Origin of the sequence: Sphingomonas sp. Leaf33, assembly GCF_001421785.1 — a bacterium.
Lineage (GTDB): Bacteria > Pseudomonadota > Alphaproteobacteria > Sphingomonadales > Sphingomonadaceae > Sphingomonas.
In genome coordinates this window covers 382,891-397,776 of sequence record NZ_LMLB01000017.1, presented here as the reverse complement: position 1 = coordinate 397,776, position 14,886 = coordinate 382,891, and the positions used below count along the sequence as shown (strand labels likewise).

The 14,886-nt window shown below is 68.8% G+C and carries 12 protein-coding genes; 7 read left to right on the top strand and 5 right to left on the bottom strand.

The features are described 5' to 3' along the window. Position 1: 1 nt before the first annotated feature. Entirely contained in the window at positions 2-802 is an 801-nt protein-coding gene (locus ASE86_RS15040; protein ID WP_056428696.1) for a 2-keto-4-pentenoate hydratase, read from the bottom strand. 114 nt (positions 803-916) lie between these two features. Here ASE86_RS15040 and ASE86_RS15035 point away from each other — a divergent pair, with 114 nt between their 5' ends. Then, positions 917-1,945: a LacI family DNA-binding transcriptional regulator gene (locus tag ASE86_RS15035; protein WP_056428693.1), complete on the top strand. Its 1,029-nt coding sequence runs from the start codon at positions 917-919 to the stop codon at positions 1,943-1,945. A 4-nt stretch (positions 1,946-1,949) separates the two neighbouring features. Here the strand turns inward: ASE86_RS15035 and ASE86_RS15030 are convergent, their stop codons facing one another. Together ASE86_RS15030 and ASE86_RS15025 are read right to left on the bottom strand one after the other, a co-directional pair. Beyond that, positions 1,950-2,444: a DUF6622 family protein gene (locus ASE86_RS15030; RefSeq protein WP_056428691.1), complete on the bottom strand. Its 495-nt coding sequence runs from the start codon at positions 2,442-2,444 to the stop codon at positions 1,950-1,952. A gap of 109 nt (positions 2,445-2,553) precedes the next feature. Continuing rightward, positions 2,554-3,408, bottom strand: coding sequence for an oxygenase MpaB family protein (locus ASE86_RS15025; protein WP_056428688.1), 855 nt, complete (start codon positions 3,406-3,408; stop codon positions 2,554-2,556). 82 nt (positions 3,409-3,490) lie between these two features. Between ASE86_RS15025 and ASE86_RS15020 the strand changes: the two genes are divergently transcribed. The 5 genes from ASE86_RS15020 (at position 3,491) to ASE86_RS15000 (ending at position 9,424) form a co-directional block, all read left to right on the top strand. Continuing rightward, positions 3,491-4,789: a M20/M25/M40 family metallo-hydrolase gene (locus tag ASE86_RS15020; RefSeq protein WP_056429138.1), complete on the top strand. Its 1,299-nt coding sequence runs from the start codon at positions 3,491-3,493 to the stop codon at positions 4,787-4,789. A 278-nt stretch (positions 4,790-5,067) separates the two neighbouring features. Beyond that, positions 5,068-5,910, top strand: a complete 843-nt coding sequence (kduI, locus tag ASE86_RS15015; RefSeq protein ID WP_056428686.1) for a 5-dehydro-4-deoxy-D-glucuronate isomerase — start codon at positions 5,068-5,070, stop codon at positions 5,908-5,910. 99 nt (positions 5,911-6,009) lie between these two features. Then, positions 6,010-6,765: a 2-dehydro-3-deoxy-D-gluconate 5-dehydrogenase KduD gene (gene kduD / locus ASE86_RS15010; RefSeq protein ID WP_056429133.1), complete on the top strand. Its 756-nt coding sequence runs from the start codon at positions 6,010-6,012 to the stop codon at positions 6,763-6,765. Positions 6,766-6,882: 117 nt separating this feature from the next. Further along, positions 6,883-7,890, top strand: a complete 1,008-nt coding sequence (locus ASE86_RS15005; protein ID WP_056429131.1) for a sugar kinase — start codon at positions 6,883-6,885, stop codon at positions 7,888-7,890. Between the two features lie 25 nt (positions 7,891-7,915). Further along, entirely contained in the window at positions 7,916-9,424 is a 1,509-nt protein-coding gene (locus tag ASE86_RS15000; protein ID WP_056428683.1) for a carboxylesterase/lipase family protein, read from the top strand. Between the two features lie 8 nt (positions 9,425-9,432). On the opposite strand, the gene ASE86_RS14995 is transcribed toward ASE86_RS15000, so the two are convergent. Both ASE86_RS14995 and ASE86_RS14990 read right to left on the bottom strand, forming a co-directional pair. After that, positions 9,433-10,227: a sialate O-acetylesterase gene (locus ASE86_RS14995; protein WP_056428681.1), complete on the bottom strand. Its 795-nt coding sequence runs from the start codon at positions 10,225-10,227 to the stop codon at positions 9,433-9,435. Continuing rightward, the gene (locus tag ASE86_RS14990) at positions 10,224-13,229 is read right to left on the bottom strand and encodes a DUF4982 domain-containing protein (RefSeq protein ID WP_235524135.1); all 3,006 of its coding nucleotides are present in this window, start codon (positions 13,227-13,229) and stop codon (positions 10,224-10,226) included. Before ASE86_RS14990 ends, ASE86_RS14995 begins: the two co-directional genes overlap by 4 nt. 579 nt (positions 13,230-13,808) lie before the next feature. Between ASE86_RS14990 and ASE86_RS14985 the strand changes: the two genes are divergently transcribed. Further along, positions 13,809-14,886, top strand: a 1,078-nt coding sequence (locus ASE86_RS14985) for an alkene reductase (RefSeq protein ID WP_056429125.1), incomplete at its 3' end; no start/stop codon positions are given.

Sequence of the window (14,886 nt, the reverse complement as noted above, 5' to 3'; positions counted from 1 at the left end):
CTTATGCAGTTATCGTACAAGTTACGGGATAGCGCCCGTCAAATCGCGCTTCCACCGTATCGCCGATGGCGACCGGATGGACGCCGGTGACCGCACCGCTGGAAATCCACTGGCCGGCGGTCAGCGCGATTCCGCGACGGGCGGCCAGGTTGAACAGGAACGCCGCCGCGCCGAACGGCCCGTCGAGCATGTCCGCCGCACGCGCATCGCCGATGACCGCACCGTTGATGAGCAGTTCGACCCGCCAGGCGTTGACGTCGCCGTCCCGCCAGCGTTCGATCGCGTCGCCGATAACCAGCCCGTTGTTGTTGCCGTAATCCGACGCGGTGACCGGCGGGCCATCGGCGTTGATCCGCGGATAGGGCGAGGACGCGACCTCGATTCCGGCATGGACGGCATCGATCAGCGGCGTCGCCGTCTCGATCGTATAGTCGTCCTTGCCCGGTTCGGGCGCGGCGCCGATGCGCAGCAGGAATTCGGCCTCAGCCGCGGCGAACCCGTCGCGGAAAACCGGCATATCGACCGGTGCGCCGTCCTGCGCGGTCACGATCTGGTCGGTGAAGATCGGCCCGGCCAGGCGGTTGGCACCCAGTCGGTCGAGATGCGGCGGATTGATCTTGCCGAGCTTCCACCCGCCGACCGCACGACCGTCGTGGCGAAGGGCGGCGTCCTGCACCTGATAGGCCTGGTCCATCGTTTCGGGCGCTGGCCCCGGATAGGTCGCCAGCGCGCGGCGGTCGCGACGCGCACGCACGAAGGCGCGCGCGATATCCTCGGCCGCGCTGAAACCGGTCTCTCCCAAGCGAACCCCCTCACCTAAAACTCGATGGCTTTGTGGCGGCGTAAAGGAAACCGGTGTCAACGACAAGGGTCGAAACGCTTCCGCTCCGTCGCGGGGACCGCTACACCATGCCGCATGAAGAACGAGGGCAAGGCCACGATCAACGACGTCGCGCGGATCGCAGGCGTTTCCAAGAAGACCGTCAGCCGGGTCATCAACCGATCCGCCCTGCTGAACGACGAGACACGCGCAAAGGTCGAAAAGGTCATCGAGGAACTGGGCTATGTCCCCAACCCGCAGGCACGGGCGCTGGCGCTGCGCCGCAACTTCCTGATCGGCCTTATCCACGACAACCCGAACGCGCAGATGGTGCTGGGCGTGCAGCAGGGCATCCTGGAGGCGATTCGTGACACCGATTTCGCGTTGGTCGTGCGGCCGGTCGATCGCGGATCGCCGACGATGCTGGAGGACATTCGCGGCTTCCTGGAGCGGCAGCGGCTGTTCGGCGTGATGCTGTTGCCGCCGATCAGCGAGAACGATGCGCTGGCCCGCGTGTGTCGCGAATCCGGCGCGCGCTATGTCCGCATGGGATCGGCCAAGCTCGACGACGACGACCACGCCGTGGCGTCCAACGACCGCGAGGCGGTGGCGGCCGCCACCCGCCATGTGATCGAGGCCGGGCACCGCCGCATCGGGCTGGTCCAGGGGCCGCACGGCTTCCGCTCCGCCATCGAACGCCGCGCCGGGTTCGAGATGGCGATGGAAGAGGCCGAGCTGAAGGTGCCGCGCAGCATGATCGTCGAGGGCACGTACCGCTTCGAAAGCGGCGTCGCAGCCGGCGACCGACTGCTCGACGCCAGCCCGCGCCCTACCGCCATCGTCAGCTCCAACGACGAAATGGCCGCCGGCGTCGTCCAGGCCGCCCGCCAGCGCGGGCTGTCGGTGCCGGAAGACCTGTCGATCGTCGGCTTCGACGACACCGCGACGGCCAGCCACATGTGGCCGCCGCTGACGACGGTGCGCTGGCCGATCATCCCGATGGCGCGAGCCGCCGCATCGAAACTGCTCGCCGGCACGATCGAGGGCGAGGACGATGCGGAGGAACCGTCGCTGTTCCTGTCGACCCTCGTCCGCCGCGCGAGCGTGGTCCCGCCGCGGGAGTGACTTGCTAGGCGGTCAGGCCGGCGGGCGTGGCGGTCCACCGCGTAATGCCGACGATCAGCCGCGCCATGACCGCTGCCCCGACCGCGATGCCGATCCCAGTGGCGAGGTCGGCCGACGCGGGTGCGATCGCGGCCCAAGCACCGCAGGCGAAGCGGACGACGAAGACGCCGAGGTACAGGACCAGCGGCACCGCCGACCCGGGCAGTCGGACGCGCCCGCCGGCCAACCGCTCGCCTGCCGGTTCGGGCAGCAGGACGGCGCTTGCCGCACCGATCGCCGCGCCCAGCAGCCAGGCACCGCCGGCAGGAACGATGCCCGCGTACCGCGCGAACATGGCGACGCCAACCAGCGACCAGATCAGGAACGCGATCGACGGCAGCAGCGCGACCGCGACCGGGACTTCGCGCGTCCGCAGTCGTCGCACGCCCAGGATGACGAGGCCGACCAGCAGCGCGTAGACCCATGGCGGCGCGCCGGTGACGATCGACGAAGCGTGCATGTCGTGTTTCCCCCTGAAATTCCCCGGCGCCCGTCTCATCACATCGCGCAGGCCGCGGCAATCGTCGATTCGGCCGGTCAGGAAAAACAGGCGGTGGATGTGGCCCCGTTCAGCCGAATGCCCAGCGCACGGCGCCGGCGACCGTGCGCGCGCCGGTCCGGATAAGGGGCGCGGCAGCACCGGCGTCCAGCCCGTGCATCGCCTGCGCCCAGCGCGGCAGCAGGTCGACCGCCGCCTGGAACGTCAGTGCCTGGACCGGGGCGGCAGCCCGCGACGGCGCGCGCTGGTCGAGCACGAAGCGGGCGACCTCGCGCGTCCGGTGATCGACGCGCAGTTCGGGGCGCATCGCGGTGACCAGCGCATCGGCGGCGGCGCGGGTGCGCGGCACCGGATCGCTGCCCAATCGCTCGGCGAGCACCGCGAACTCTGCGAAATAGACGTCCTGTTCGGCCTCGGTCAGCGGCGCCCGGCCATAGCGTTGCCACGCCGCCAGGAACGCGGTCGCCTCGCTCACATGCACCCAGGCGAGCAGGTGCGGATCGTCGGCGCGGTACGGCGTGCCGTCGGGCAGCGTGCCCTTTACCGCGCGGTGGATCTGGTTGACCCGCGCGATGATCGCATCGGCGTCCGCGCGCGCGCCATAGCTGGTAACGGCGATGAACCGCGCGGTGCGATGCAGGCGCCCGCGCATGTCGGCGCGGAAGTTGGAATGATCCCACACGCCCGCCAGCACCTTCGGGTGAAGCATCTGGAGCAGCAGCGCAGTGACGCCGCCGATCAGCATCGCAGTCGGGTCGCCATGGACGCAGCGGATAACGCTGCCTTCGGGGAAATAGCCGGGCAGGTCTTGCGGGTTGATGGGCCTAGGCGGCGCCGTGGTGCCGTTGATTGCCCCGCGAACCTCGCCGACGATGCGGGTCTTGAGCGACGTGGCGATGGGCGCAAGGATCGGGATGCGGGGCATGTGACGACGATTTGGGGTGTAGCATCGGCGTTGGGAAGCCTTTCGCTTGAGCGTCTTCGCGATCTCGGCAACACTTGCGCGCATGATCCGCCACGCCCTCGCGCTCGCCGCCGTCCTCGCCCCTCTGCCCGTGATGGCGCAGGACCGCCCCTCCCCCGCCCGGCTCGAATCGACGGTCCGCACGCTTGCCGGCTTCGGTACGCGTCATTCGCTGTCGACCACGACCGACCCGAAGCGCGGGATCGGCGCCGCGCGCATCTGGGCGGCGGGGGAGTTCCAGAAGATCGCCGCCGCCTGCAACGGCTGTCTGACCGTCGAGCGTCTGTCGCGCCGCTTCACCGGCCCGCGCGCGCCCGACGGCGTGGTGATCGAGGACGTGCTGGGCATCCAGCCCGGCACCGATCCTAACCGCGTCGTCATCATCGGCGGGCACATCGATTCGATGCCGAGCGACGTGATGGACTTCACGTCCGACGCGCCGGGCGCGAATGACGATGCGTCGGGCGTGGCGGTCGTGCTGGAGGCCGCACGCATCCTGTCGAAGAAGAAGTTCGCCGCGACGATCGTCTACGCCGTCTTCTCCGGCGAGGAACAGGGGCTGTGGGGCGCGACCCTGCTCGCCGACACGGTCAAGGCGCGCGGGTGGCAGGTCAGCGCGATGCTGAACAACGACATCGTCGGCAATTCGGTCAGCCAGGGTAGCGTGAAGACCGGCGACCGCGTCCGCGTTTTTTCCGAAGGCGTCCGCGCCGCCGACAGCCTGGTCGACCAGATGACGCGGCGGATGGACGGCAGCGAGGACGACGGCCCCAGCCGCGCGCTGGCGAAGTACGTCGACCGGGTCGCCGACGCGCTGCCGGGCAAGTTCGACGTGTTCGTCGACCGCCGTCCCGATCGCTTCGGCCGCGGGGGCGATCACGAGCCGTTCCTGGCGCTCGGCTATCCGGCGGTGCGCTTCACAAGCGGCGGCGAGAATTGGGATCGGCAGCACCAGAATGTCCGTACCGAGAACGGGCGTCCCTACGGCGACCTGCCCGAGGCGATGGACTTCGACTATCTGGCAAAGGTCGCCGCGGTGAACATCCGCGCGCTCGACCAGCTTGCCGCAGCGCCTGCGGCGCCCGCCGGCGTGACGATCGCGGGCGCCCTGTCGCGCGACACGACGGTCACCTGGGCCCCGGTGCCGGGCGCGACCGCGTACAAGGTGGTGTGGCGGCGCAATGACAATCCGGCGTGGCAGGATGCCCGCACGGTAACGGGCGCGACGACGACGCTGCTGAGGGACGTGCCGGTCGACGACCACTTCGTCGGGGTGGCAGCGGTCGCGGCGAACGGGTCGGAAAGCCTGGTCACGTTCGCCGGGCGCGCGCCACGGCGGTAACGCCTCCATCCACCCCTGCAAGGGGAAGTGGCAAGCGCAGCCGGTCGGAGGGGTGGCCCGCTGTCCGGAAGGGGTGACACCGCTCCGTCAGCGCGTCGCGCTGCCACCTCCCCGCGCAGGGGAGGATTTGTGGTTTGCGACCTCGATCGTTGCTTTTTCGCCATACCAGCATATGGATAGTCGTCGCAGCATCTGCGCTCTCGCCGCCGTGCCGGCATAGAGCTTGAGTTCGACCCTGACACCGGTTACCAGACCGCGACTGTATTCGGAGCCCATCCATGTTCGACCGCACCTATTACGCCACCCACCCCGATATGATGGAGTGCGTCTCGAACGACGAGCTGCGCGACCGCTATCTGATCCAGGGCCTGTTCCGCGACGGCGAGTGCGTGTTGAACTACACCCATGCCGACCGCTTCGTGATCGGCGGCGTCGCCGTCGCATCGGGTTCGGTCAAGCTGCCGGACCAGGATGAACCTGCCTCGGCCAAGGGCCACCCCTTCCTCGAACGCCGCGAGCTGGCGATCGTCAACGTCGGCACGGTCGAGGGCACCGTTACCGTCGACGGCGAAACGTTCTCGCTCGGGAACAAGGACTGCCTGTACGTCACGATGGGCGCGAAAGACGTGCAGTTCTCCGGCGACGGTGCGCGTTTCTATCTGGCATCGTGCCCGGCGCATAAGGCATTCGCCACCAAGAAGCTGAGCATCGCCGACGCCAATGCGCTGGAGCGCGGCAGCCTGGCCGAATCGAACGAGCGCACGATCTTTCAGCTCGTCATCCCCGGCGTCTGCGATTCGGCGCAGCTGGTGATGGGCCTGACCGTGCTGAAGCCGGGCAGCGTGTGGAACACCATGCCCCCGCACATCCACGAGCGCCGCAGCGAGATCTATTTCTACTTCGAGCTCGACAATCTCGACACCGACCGCGTGATGCACTTCATGGGCGAGGGTGAAGCGACCCGCCACATCGTGATGGCGAACGAGGAAGCCGTAATTTCGCCGCCGTGGTCGATCCACATGGGCGCGGGCACCAAGAGCTATGCCTTCATCTGGGCGATGGCCGGCGAGAACCAGGACTATACCGACATGAACGTGCTGGACATCTGCCAGCTGGCTTGATCCATCCGTCGCTCCCGCGAATGCGGGAGCCCATCGCCTGGGCTCGCCCAGCATCCAGCGCGGGAGATGGACTTCCGCCTTCGCGGGAATGACGATCCGATGACCAACCCCTTCGACCTCACCGGCCGCGTCGCGGTCGTCACCGGCGCGAACACCGGTATCGGCCAGGCGATCGCGCTGGCGCTCGCCGCTGCCGGTGCCGACATCGCCGCCGTCGGCCGGTCTGCCGCGACCGACACCGTGGAACAGGTCCGCGCTATGGGCCGCAAGGCGGAGATCGTGTCGGCCGACCTCTCGACGATCGAACCGGTCGGGCGCGTGGTGGACGAAACGGTCGAAAAGCTCGGCGGGCTGCACATCCTGGTCAACAACGCCGGCATCATCCGCCGCGCCGACGCGGTCGACTTCACCGAGGAGGATTGGGACGCGGTCGTCGATACCAACCTGAAATCGGTATTCTTCCTGTGCCAGGCAGCCGGGCGCCACATGATCGGACATGGTGGCGGCAAGATCATCAACATCGCCTCGATGCTGACGTTCCAGGGCGGAATCCGCGTACCGTCCTACGCCGCGTCGAAGTCGGGCATCGCCGGCGTCACCAGGCTGCTCGCCAACGAATGGGCGACCAAGGGCGTCAACGTGAACGCGATCGCGCCGGGCTATATCGCGACCAACAACACCGCCGCGTTGCAGGCGGATGAGGCCCGCAACAAGGGGATCGTCGATCGTATCCCCGCCGGGCGCTGGGGCGACCCGAGCGATCTGGGCGGCGCCGCCGTGTTCCTGGCGTCCTCTGCGGCAGATTACGTCCAGGGGCATATCCTGGCGGTCGATGGCGGCTGGCTGGCGAGGTAACGTCTCACGACCGTTCGCCCTGAGCTTGTCGAAGGGCCGGTCTTCGTGCCGCGCGCCAGCGGGTCGAAGAAGAAGAACGGTGCTTCGACAAGCTCAGCACGAACGGGGTAGATGGTCATGGGTCGTTTCATAGCCTTCGGCGAAATCATGCTGCGGATGTCGCCGCCGGGGCGTGAACTGCTGCTCCAGACGCCGAAGCTCGACGTGTGGGTCGCCGGCGCCGAAGCGAACGTCGTCACGCAGCTCGCGCGGCTGGGGCACAACACCGCAATCGTCAGCGCGCTGCCCGCCAACGCCCTGGGCGACGCTGCCGTCACGACGCTGCGCGGGTTCGCCGTCGACACCCGCCATGTCCAGCGCCACGAGGGGCGGATGGGCTTCTATTTCGCGACGACCGGCGCCGGCTTCCGACCGACCGACGTGCTCTATGATCGCGCGCATTCCGCCTTCGCCACTGCGCCCGCCGACGCGTGGGACTGGGACGCGGTGCTGGCAGGTGCCGACCGGCTGCACCTGTCGGGCATCACCCCGGCGCTCGGCCCCAACGGCACGCAGGCCGCCATCGCCGCGGCAGAGGCGGCGACGCGGCTGGGCGTCCCCGTGTCGTTCGACGGCAATTACCGCGCGCGGTTGTGGGAGGCGTGGGACAGCGATCCCCGAACCACGCTGACGACGCTGATCGGCCATGCCGACGTGCTGTTCGGCAACCACCGCGACGTGTCGCTGCTGCTGGGCGACACCTTCCACGGCGACGGGCCCGAACGTCGGCGCGAGGCGGCGGAGGCGGCGTTCGCGCACTTTCCCAGGCTCCAGGTCATTGCGTCTACCGCACGCCACGCCGACGACGCCGACCGCAACCGCGTGTCGGCGCGCATCGACACCCGCGAACGCGGCTTCCAGACCGAGGAGGCGCTGATCACCGGCATCGTCGACCGGATCGGCGCGGGCGACGCGTTCGCGAGCGGCATCCTTCATGGGCTGCGTACGGGGCTCAGCCTGGAGGATACCGCGCGCACCGGCCTTGCGCTGACGGCGCTGAAGCATTCGCTGCCCGGTGACCTCAGCCTGTTCCGCCAGGCCGATATCGACGGGTTCTTCGAAGGCGGGTTCGACGTTCGGCGGTAGTCTTGCGGGAGCACGGCGGGAGAGGATGATGGATCGACGGACCTTCGTAGGTGCTGGCCTGGCCATCACCGCCCTGCCCCGCCTCGCCATCGCCGCGCCCCGCCGCTGGACCGGCACCGTCGAGAACGGCGTCCATGCCTTCAAGGGCATCCGCTACGGCACCGCCGAACGCTTCTGCGCGCCCCGCCCCTTCCGCCCCACCGACACGGTCGCCGCGACCGCGTTCGGCCCATCCTGCCCGCAATCGAGCAAGGTCGGGCCGACGTCGGAGGACTGCCTGTTCCTCAACGTCTGGACTGCCGAGCCCGACGCGCGGGCGAAGAAGCCGGTCATGGTCTACATCCACGGCGGAGCCTATTCGAACGGCAGCGCGGTCGATCCGCTGCACGACGGGCAGCCGCTGGCTGCCCGCGGCGACGTGGTGGTGGTGACGGTCAACCACCGGCTGAACGCGCTCGGCTACCTCTATCTCGCGCGGCTGGACCCGCGGTTCCCCGATAGCGGCAATGCCGGGCAGCTCGACTTGATCCTCACGCTGCACTGGGTGCGCGACAATATCGCCAGCTTCGGCGGCGACCCGGGGCGCGTCATGGTGTTCGGCCAGTCGGGCGGCGGTGCGAAGATCGCGACGCTCATGGGCACGCCGGCGGCGCGCGGCCTGTTTCACCGCGCCGCGACGATGAGCGGGCAACAGGTCACCGTATCGGGCCCGCTCAACGCGACCGCCCGGGCACGCGCGTATCTCGCGAAGCTGGGCGTAAAGGACGACGACCTGTCGCCGCTGCTCGCGATGCCGGTCGAGCGGGTGATCGACGGACTGTCGGCGACCGATCCGATCCTGGGCGGCGGAGTCTACATGGGTCCGGTGCTCGACATGACGTGGCTGACGCGGCACCCCTTCTGGCCCGACGCCAACCCGAGCGGGACCGCCATCCCGCTGATGCTCGGTAATACCTCGCGAGAGACGGGCGCGTTCATCGATCCCGACGGCGCGAAGATGCGCGGGCTGACGTGGGATACCCTGCCTGCGCGCATGACGCCCGAGTTGCGCATCGACTTGCCGCCCGAATGGATCGTCGCCGAGTACCGCGCGCAGTTTCCGCAGATGACGCCGCTGGACGTGTTCTATGACGCGACGACTGCCGGGCGCAGCTGGCCAGGCCAGGTGATCGAGGCCGAGGCCCGCGCGCGTGCCGGTGCGCCAGCCTGGGTCTATCAGGTCGATTTCGCCAGCCGCACCGACCCGCGGCGCGGCGCGTATCACACGGTCGACATCCCGCTGGTGCTGGGTACGCTCGACCGGCCGGGGTCACAGACCGGAACCGGCGCGGACGCGCGCGCGGCAAGCAAGGCGATGCAGGACCGCTTCGTCGCCTTCTCGACGACCGGCGTGCCCGACCCGCGCTGGCCGCGCTACGACCTGACGACCCGCGCGACGATGATCTTCGACACCACCGCCCGCGTCGCAAACGACCCCCGCCGCTGGCAACGCGAACTGTTCGCCCGCGCGCCGTACATCCAGCCGGGAACCTGACGCTCAGCTCAGCGACAGCGCCGCTGCAGGACGCGCATCGCGTCGGCGACCCGGGGGCCGAGCGTGCGCTGCGCCGGGGTCGTCAGGTGCAGATCGTCGGGTAGCCGCGGCAGGCCGTCCGTACGGACCATAGCGGTACAATCGATCCGCACGCGCGACTGGATGGACTGAACCAGGCGCCAGGCCGGATAGCGTTCCGCGTCACCGGCGCCTGCCGGGGCGTCGGCGATCCGCACGAAAACGACCGGCAGGCGCGGTGCGGCGAGGTCGCGGCGGAAGGCGCTGACAAGCGTACCGAAACCGATCGCCCACCCGCGTGCGACCGCGGCGTCGCGGGTGTCGCTTTCGCCCTGGTACCACAGGATGCCGGCGATCCGTCCGCCCGCCGCCCGTGCGCGCGCAAGGCAGGAACCATACAGCGTGTCGCGGCCGACACTTGCCGGCAACCATTGCGCCAGCGTGCTGCCGCCCTTCGCGCACGGCACCAGCACGATCGGTCGCCGCGACCGCGCGCGTAGCGACCGGGCGAAGAACAGACCGGGGCCGACCGCAGCCTTGGTATCCGCCGACACGGCATCGACCTGGCCGGTAGCATCATCGAGCGGATCGCGCGCCGGGCGCCATTGTCCGTCGTTGCCGTAGAGTTGGATCGCGGGGTCGGCCGCCCGTTCGTCTTCGGTCAGCTCGGCCAGCGCCCCGCGGCCCGACATGTTCGACTGGCCGGCCAGGATATAGACGTCCTGCGCCACCGCCGGCGTCGCGGCGACTGCGGCGAGCGATGCGAGGATCACCCCCCAGCTCATCGCGCGACGGGTCCGTGGAAATCGGCCTCGACGATGCCCAGCCGCATCCCCGGCGGCACCGCGTCCGCGCCGGTGTCACCGGCCAAACGCGCGGTGTTCAGCTCGACCACCTTGCCGAACGCATCGACGTCGGTGACCGGCCCGGTCTGGACGATCCGCAGGACACGTCCGGTCGCGGTGGGAAAGGTCAGGTGTGCGTAGCCGAGCTGGCGTTCGGTCGTGCCTCGCCAGACCGGGCGGCCGTCGAGCGTGATGGTCAACGGATAGGCCCGCGTCCGCCAGCCGACGAGCTTCAGGTCGATCGCGTTCAGCGTGACGGGTGCGGCGAAGCGATAGTCGATCCAGGCAGTGTCCGGCCGGCCGTCGCTGGTCCAGCGCGACAGTTCGTTGTCGTCGATCGAGCGGCCGGCGTCGGCGGCGTTCGATCCCGCGACGACGCGGTCGGGCAGATGCGTCGTGCGGCTTGGCGTGAAACTCGCACCCACCGGCGTCGGCCCGCGGGTGAGCAGGCCGCTCTGGTGATGTTCGGCGAAATCGCGCGATAGTCCGCCGGCCGGCGCAGCAATCGCGACGGTCGGGATGACGACGCTGACCGGCGCGAAGCCGGGCGCGCTGGCGGTCACGCGCACCGGCCCGGTGGCGGCCCGGCCGGCGCGCAACAGCACGCGGTTGATACCGCCCTCCACCGGCAGCGTGCGGGACAGGATGTAATTGTCCTCGGCCCGCGCGACGCCGACGAACTGTGTCGTGCCGTCGGCGCCCTTCGGCGTGGCGGCGATCGCTTCGCCGGTGGTGGCGACCCCGCGTGCCTTCCCCGAACTGTCGCCTTGCGCGATTCCGCCGCGCCACTCGGCCGGGCCGTCGAGGGTGAAGCTGACCCGATCGTTCGCGGTCGGGACGCGGCGCCCCTTGGCATCGACCACCTCGACATCGACCAGCGCGATGTCGGCGCCGTCTAACACGAATCCGCGGGGCGAGACATGCGGGGTCAGCCGCAGCGTCGTGGCCACGCCGACCGTCTCGACCAAGGCGGTCGATCGCTTGCCGCCGGCGTGTGTCGCGATCGCAGTCAGCGTGCCCGGCTGCCAGGCCACGTCCTTCCAGGTGAACAGGAAACCGTCGCTCTTCGTACCCGGCCCAAGCAAGCGGCCGTTGAGCGACAGCGTGACGCGATCGCCGTTGGACACGACCGTCACATCCTTGCGGGTCCCGGCCGGATAGGTCCAGTGGCCGAGGAGGGTCGTCGCAGGCGTGACGCTGTCGACCCAGTCGCTCCACATCACCTTGTGCGCAAAGAAACCGTCCTTGGGCAGGCGCACGGCGTCGACTTCGCCCGAACGACGGTAGTTGTTGTCACCGCGGAAATGGGTGTTGCTGTCCGACCAGATGATGTTGACCCCGCCCGAACTGACCCGCCGGCCGGTGCCAGGGCGCACCCGGTAGAAATCCCACCAGCGCTTCACATCTTCGATCGCGTGGCTGTCCTGATTGCGGTTGTAGCTCGGCGAATCCGGGTGGAACGGCGGGGTAAAGGCATCGCGGTAGGCCCGAGCACCCTCGTCACGCGAATATTCCATCGCCCACATCGGGTGCCGCGCGCTCTTGTTCACATACAGCATCTCACCGCCATATTCGGCAAGGCGGCTGTCGAGCATCTCACGCGCGCCCATCGCGCGGCCGCCATGCGGATCGTACCGATCGCGGATTGCCAGCAGTTCGGCCATGTGCGGCTCGCTGATATTCTCGTTGCCACCTTCGTAGAACAGGATCGACGGGTTGTTGCGGTTGTAGACGATAGCGGCGGCCGTCGCCGCCTTGCGCTGGTCCCAGCGGCGGCCGGTCACGTCGCTTTCGGCATCGCCCGCGGGCATCGCCTGGGGCAGGCCGACGCGGTCCGCGCTTTCGACGTCCTGTTTCGACGGCGCGATGTGCATCCAGCGGACCAGGTTGCCGCCGCTTTCGACCATCATCGCGTTCGACAGGTCGCTGATCCACGGCGGGATCGACACCCCGATCGCGGGCCATTCGTTCGACGTGCGCTGCGCATAGCCGTGGACCTGCATCACGCGGTCGTTCAGCGCGACCATGCCGTCAGCGAAGCGCGTCTTGCGGAAGCCCGTGGTCGTATCGACGCTGTCGATCACCCGACCGTCCGCGACCAAGCTGGTCGTCACGGTGTAGAGATAGCCATAGCCCCACGACCAGAAATTCAGCCTGGCCATTCGCCCCTGCGCGGCCAGCGTGCGCGTCTCGCCGGGGGCAAGGGTGACGGCGGGTGCGGCGAAGCGGCCGACGACGCGACCGGCCCGGTCGCGAACCTCGGTGCGCAGGGCCAACCGTTGCGGCGCGGCGCCCGAATTGCGCACCTGTGTCTCGGCATGGATCGTCGCGGTGCGGCGCGCGATGTCGATGTCGCCGGCCCAGACATATTGCCCGGTGGTGCCCAGGCCCGTCAGCAGCGGCAGCGTCTGGTAGGCGGCGCCAGCGACGTGCAGCCGGACGTTCCGCGTCAGTCCACCGTAGTTGACGTTGAAATTGTCGTTGTTCCACTGGAAGCCGCTGCCGGTCGCGCGCTCGCGGTATTTCCAGCTGCTGTCGACGCGCACCGCGATGACGTTGGGACCGGGGCGGACCAGCCGCGACACATCGGCGCCGAACGCGCTGACGCCGTCCTCCGCGAGCACCGCCGGGCGACCGTTGACCCACACTTCGGCGGCCTGGCGCGCCCCTTCGAATTCGATCAGTACGGTCGCAGCGGCAGGCAGCGTGACCGTCTTGCGGTACCAGATGACGCCGGTCGACAGGTCCTTGATGTCGCGCGCGAACGCCTCACGCTCGTTGAAGGCGTGCGGCAGCGTCGCGTCGGCCCAGCCGCGGTCGTCGAACCCCGGCGCCTCTGCGCCCGCCACGTCGCCGCTGTACGTCCGCCAGCCGGGATTGAGGTTGTAGCTCTGCCGCGGCGAGGCGACGACGCGCGAGGCATCCTGCGCGGATGTCGGCATGGGCAATCCGGCGCAAACAACGAGCAGGGCGGCACCCAGACGCCAGTCGAGTCGACGTCGAGCGATCTTCGGATCAGCCCACCCGTCCCGTCCGCCATGTGCCGACATCGCGCTCTCCCATCCGACCTCTTGTCCCCGACTTGTGCCGAGCGCCAGGCTGGATAGCAAAGTCTATCTCATTAATTGATCTTGCTACCATTTTATGAGACGAAGTCGACGCTGATTGATGCCACATGGCGATCCCTCGGTCGCGTGTAGTCATGGTTCTGCGCCGCCAGCTTGCCGTACAGCTCGTCGGACAGCGACCCGCCGCTTGGGACAGCCGTCGCTCCGCTTGTCATATCGATCATCGACAACTCGCCGATCAGCGCTGGCTGCGCTGGCTGCGCTTGTCATGGTATCGAATCGGCCGCTGCGAAAGAGGATATATGATATCCACCGACGGCCGATCATGGCGCGACCGATCGCGACAGGCAGGCGCCCGACGCGAGCAATCGCCACCTGTCCGGGCGCCATCTGCCGTCTGCCGCGTTACACCGCCTGAATTCCCCATCCCCCCTGATACAGGAAAGACCGACCATGTCCGACGCCAGCCTGTTTTCGCCCTATGATCTTGGCCCCATCACGCTCGCCAACCGCATCGTCATGGCGCCGCTGACGCGCAACCGCGCCGCGCCCGGCCTGCTGCCGAGCGAACATGCTGCGAAATATTACGCGCAACGCGCCGGCGCCGGGCTGATCATCACCGAAGCGACGCAGGTGTCGAAGCAGGCGCAGGGGTATCAGGACACGCCCGGGCTCTACACGCCCGAACAGGTCACCGCGTGGCGCGCCGTGACCGACGCCGTCCATGCCAGGGGCGGCCGCATCTTCGCCCAGCTGTGGCATGTCGGCCGCGTCAGCCACGTCGACCTTCACGACGGCGAGGCCCCGGTCGCCCCGTCCGCGATTCCTGCCAAAACCAAGACCTTCGTCAACAACGGCTTTGCCGAAACCTCGCCCCCGCGCGCACTGGAAACCGACGAGATCCCGGGCATCATCGACAGCTTCCGCACGGCTGCGGCCAACGCGATCGCCGCCGGCTTCGACGGGGTCGAGGTCCACGGCGCCAACGGCTATCTGCTCGACCAGTTTCTGCGCGACAGTGCGAACACCCGCACCGACACTTATGGCGGCTCGATCGAGAACCGCGCCCGCCTGCTGGTCGAAGTGACCGCCGCCGTCGCCGCGGAAATCGGCGCGGAGCGGACCGGCGTACGCATCTCGCCCGTGTCGCCGGCCGGCGGCATCGAGCCTGCCAACGACGAACTGCCGCTGTTCGACCATGTGGCAGAGCAGCTCGACGCGCTGGGCATCGTCTATCTGCACGTCGTCGAAGGCGCGACCGGGGGCCCGCGCGACAGCAAGCCGTTCGACTATGCCGCGCTGCGTACGCGCTTTGGCCGCACGTTCCTGGCCAACAACGGGTACGACAAGGCGTTGGCGGAAAGCGAGCTCGCCGCCGGCAAGGCCGACCTGTTCGCCTTCGGCCGCCCGTTCATCGCAAACCCCGACCTGGTCGAGCGGCTGAAGATCGATGCGCCGCTCAACCCGCTAGATGCCGACACGCTCTACGGCGGCGGTGCGAAGGGCTACACCGACTATCCGACGCTGAGCC

Coding starts and splice junctions, on each gene's coding strand:
- ASE86_RS14990 (WP_235524135.1), bottom strand. CDS start 13,229: ATGCCGACATCCGCGCAGGATGCCTCGCGCGTCGTCGCCTCGCCGCGG.
- ASE86_RS15035 (WP_056428693.1), top strand. CDS start 917: ATGAAGAACGAGGGCAAGGCCACGATCAACGACGTCGCGCGGATCGCA.
- ASE86_RS15025 (WP_056428688.1), bottom strand. CDS start 3,408: ATGCCCCGCATCCCGATCCTTGCGCCCATCGCCACGTCGCTCAAGACC.
- kduI (WP_056428686.1), top strand. CDS start 5,068: ATGTTCGACCGCACCTATTACGCCACCCACCCCGATATGATGGAGTGC.
- ASE86_RS14995 (WP_056428681.1), bottom strand. CDS start 10,227: ATGAGCTGGGGGGTGATCCTCGCATCGCTCGCCGCAGTCGCCGCGACG.
- ASE86_RS15005 (WP_056429131.1), top strand. CDS start 6,883: ATGGGTCGTTTCATAGCCTTCGGCGAAATCATGCTGCGGATGTCGCCG.
- ASE86_RS15020 (WP_056429138.1), top strand. CDS start 3,491: ATGATCCGCCACGCCCTCGCGCTCGCCGCCGTCCTCGCCCCTCTGCCC.
- ASE86_RS15000 (WP_056428683.1), top strand. CDS start 7,916: ATGATGGATCGACGGACCTTCGTAGGTGCTGGCCTGGCCATCACCGCC.
- ASE86_RS15030 (WP_056428691.1), bottom strand. CDS start 2,444: ATGCACGCTTCGTCGATCGTCACCGGCGCGCCGCCATGGGTCTACGCG.
- kduD (WP_056429133.1), top strand. CDS start 6,010: ATGACCAACCCCTTCGACCTCACCGGCCGCGTCGCGGTCGTCACCGGC.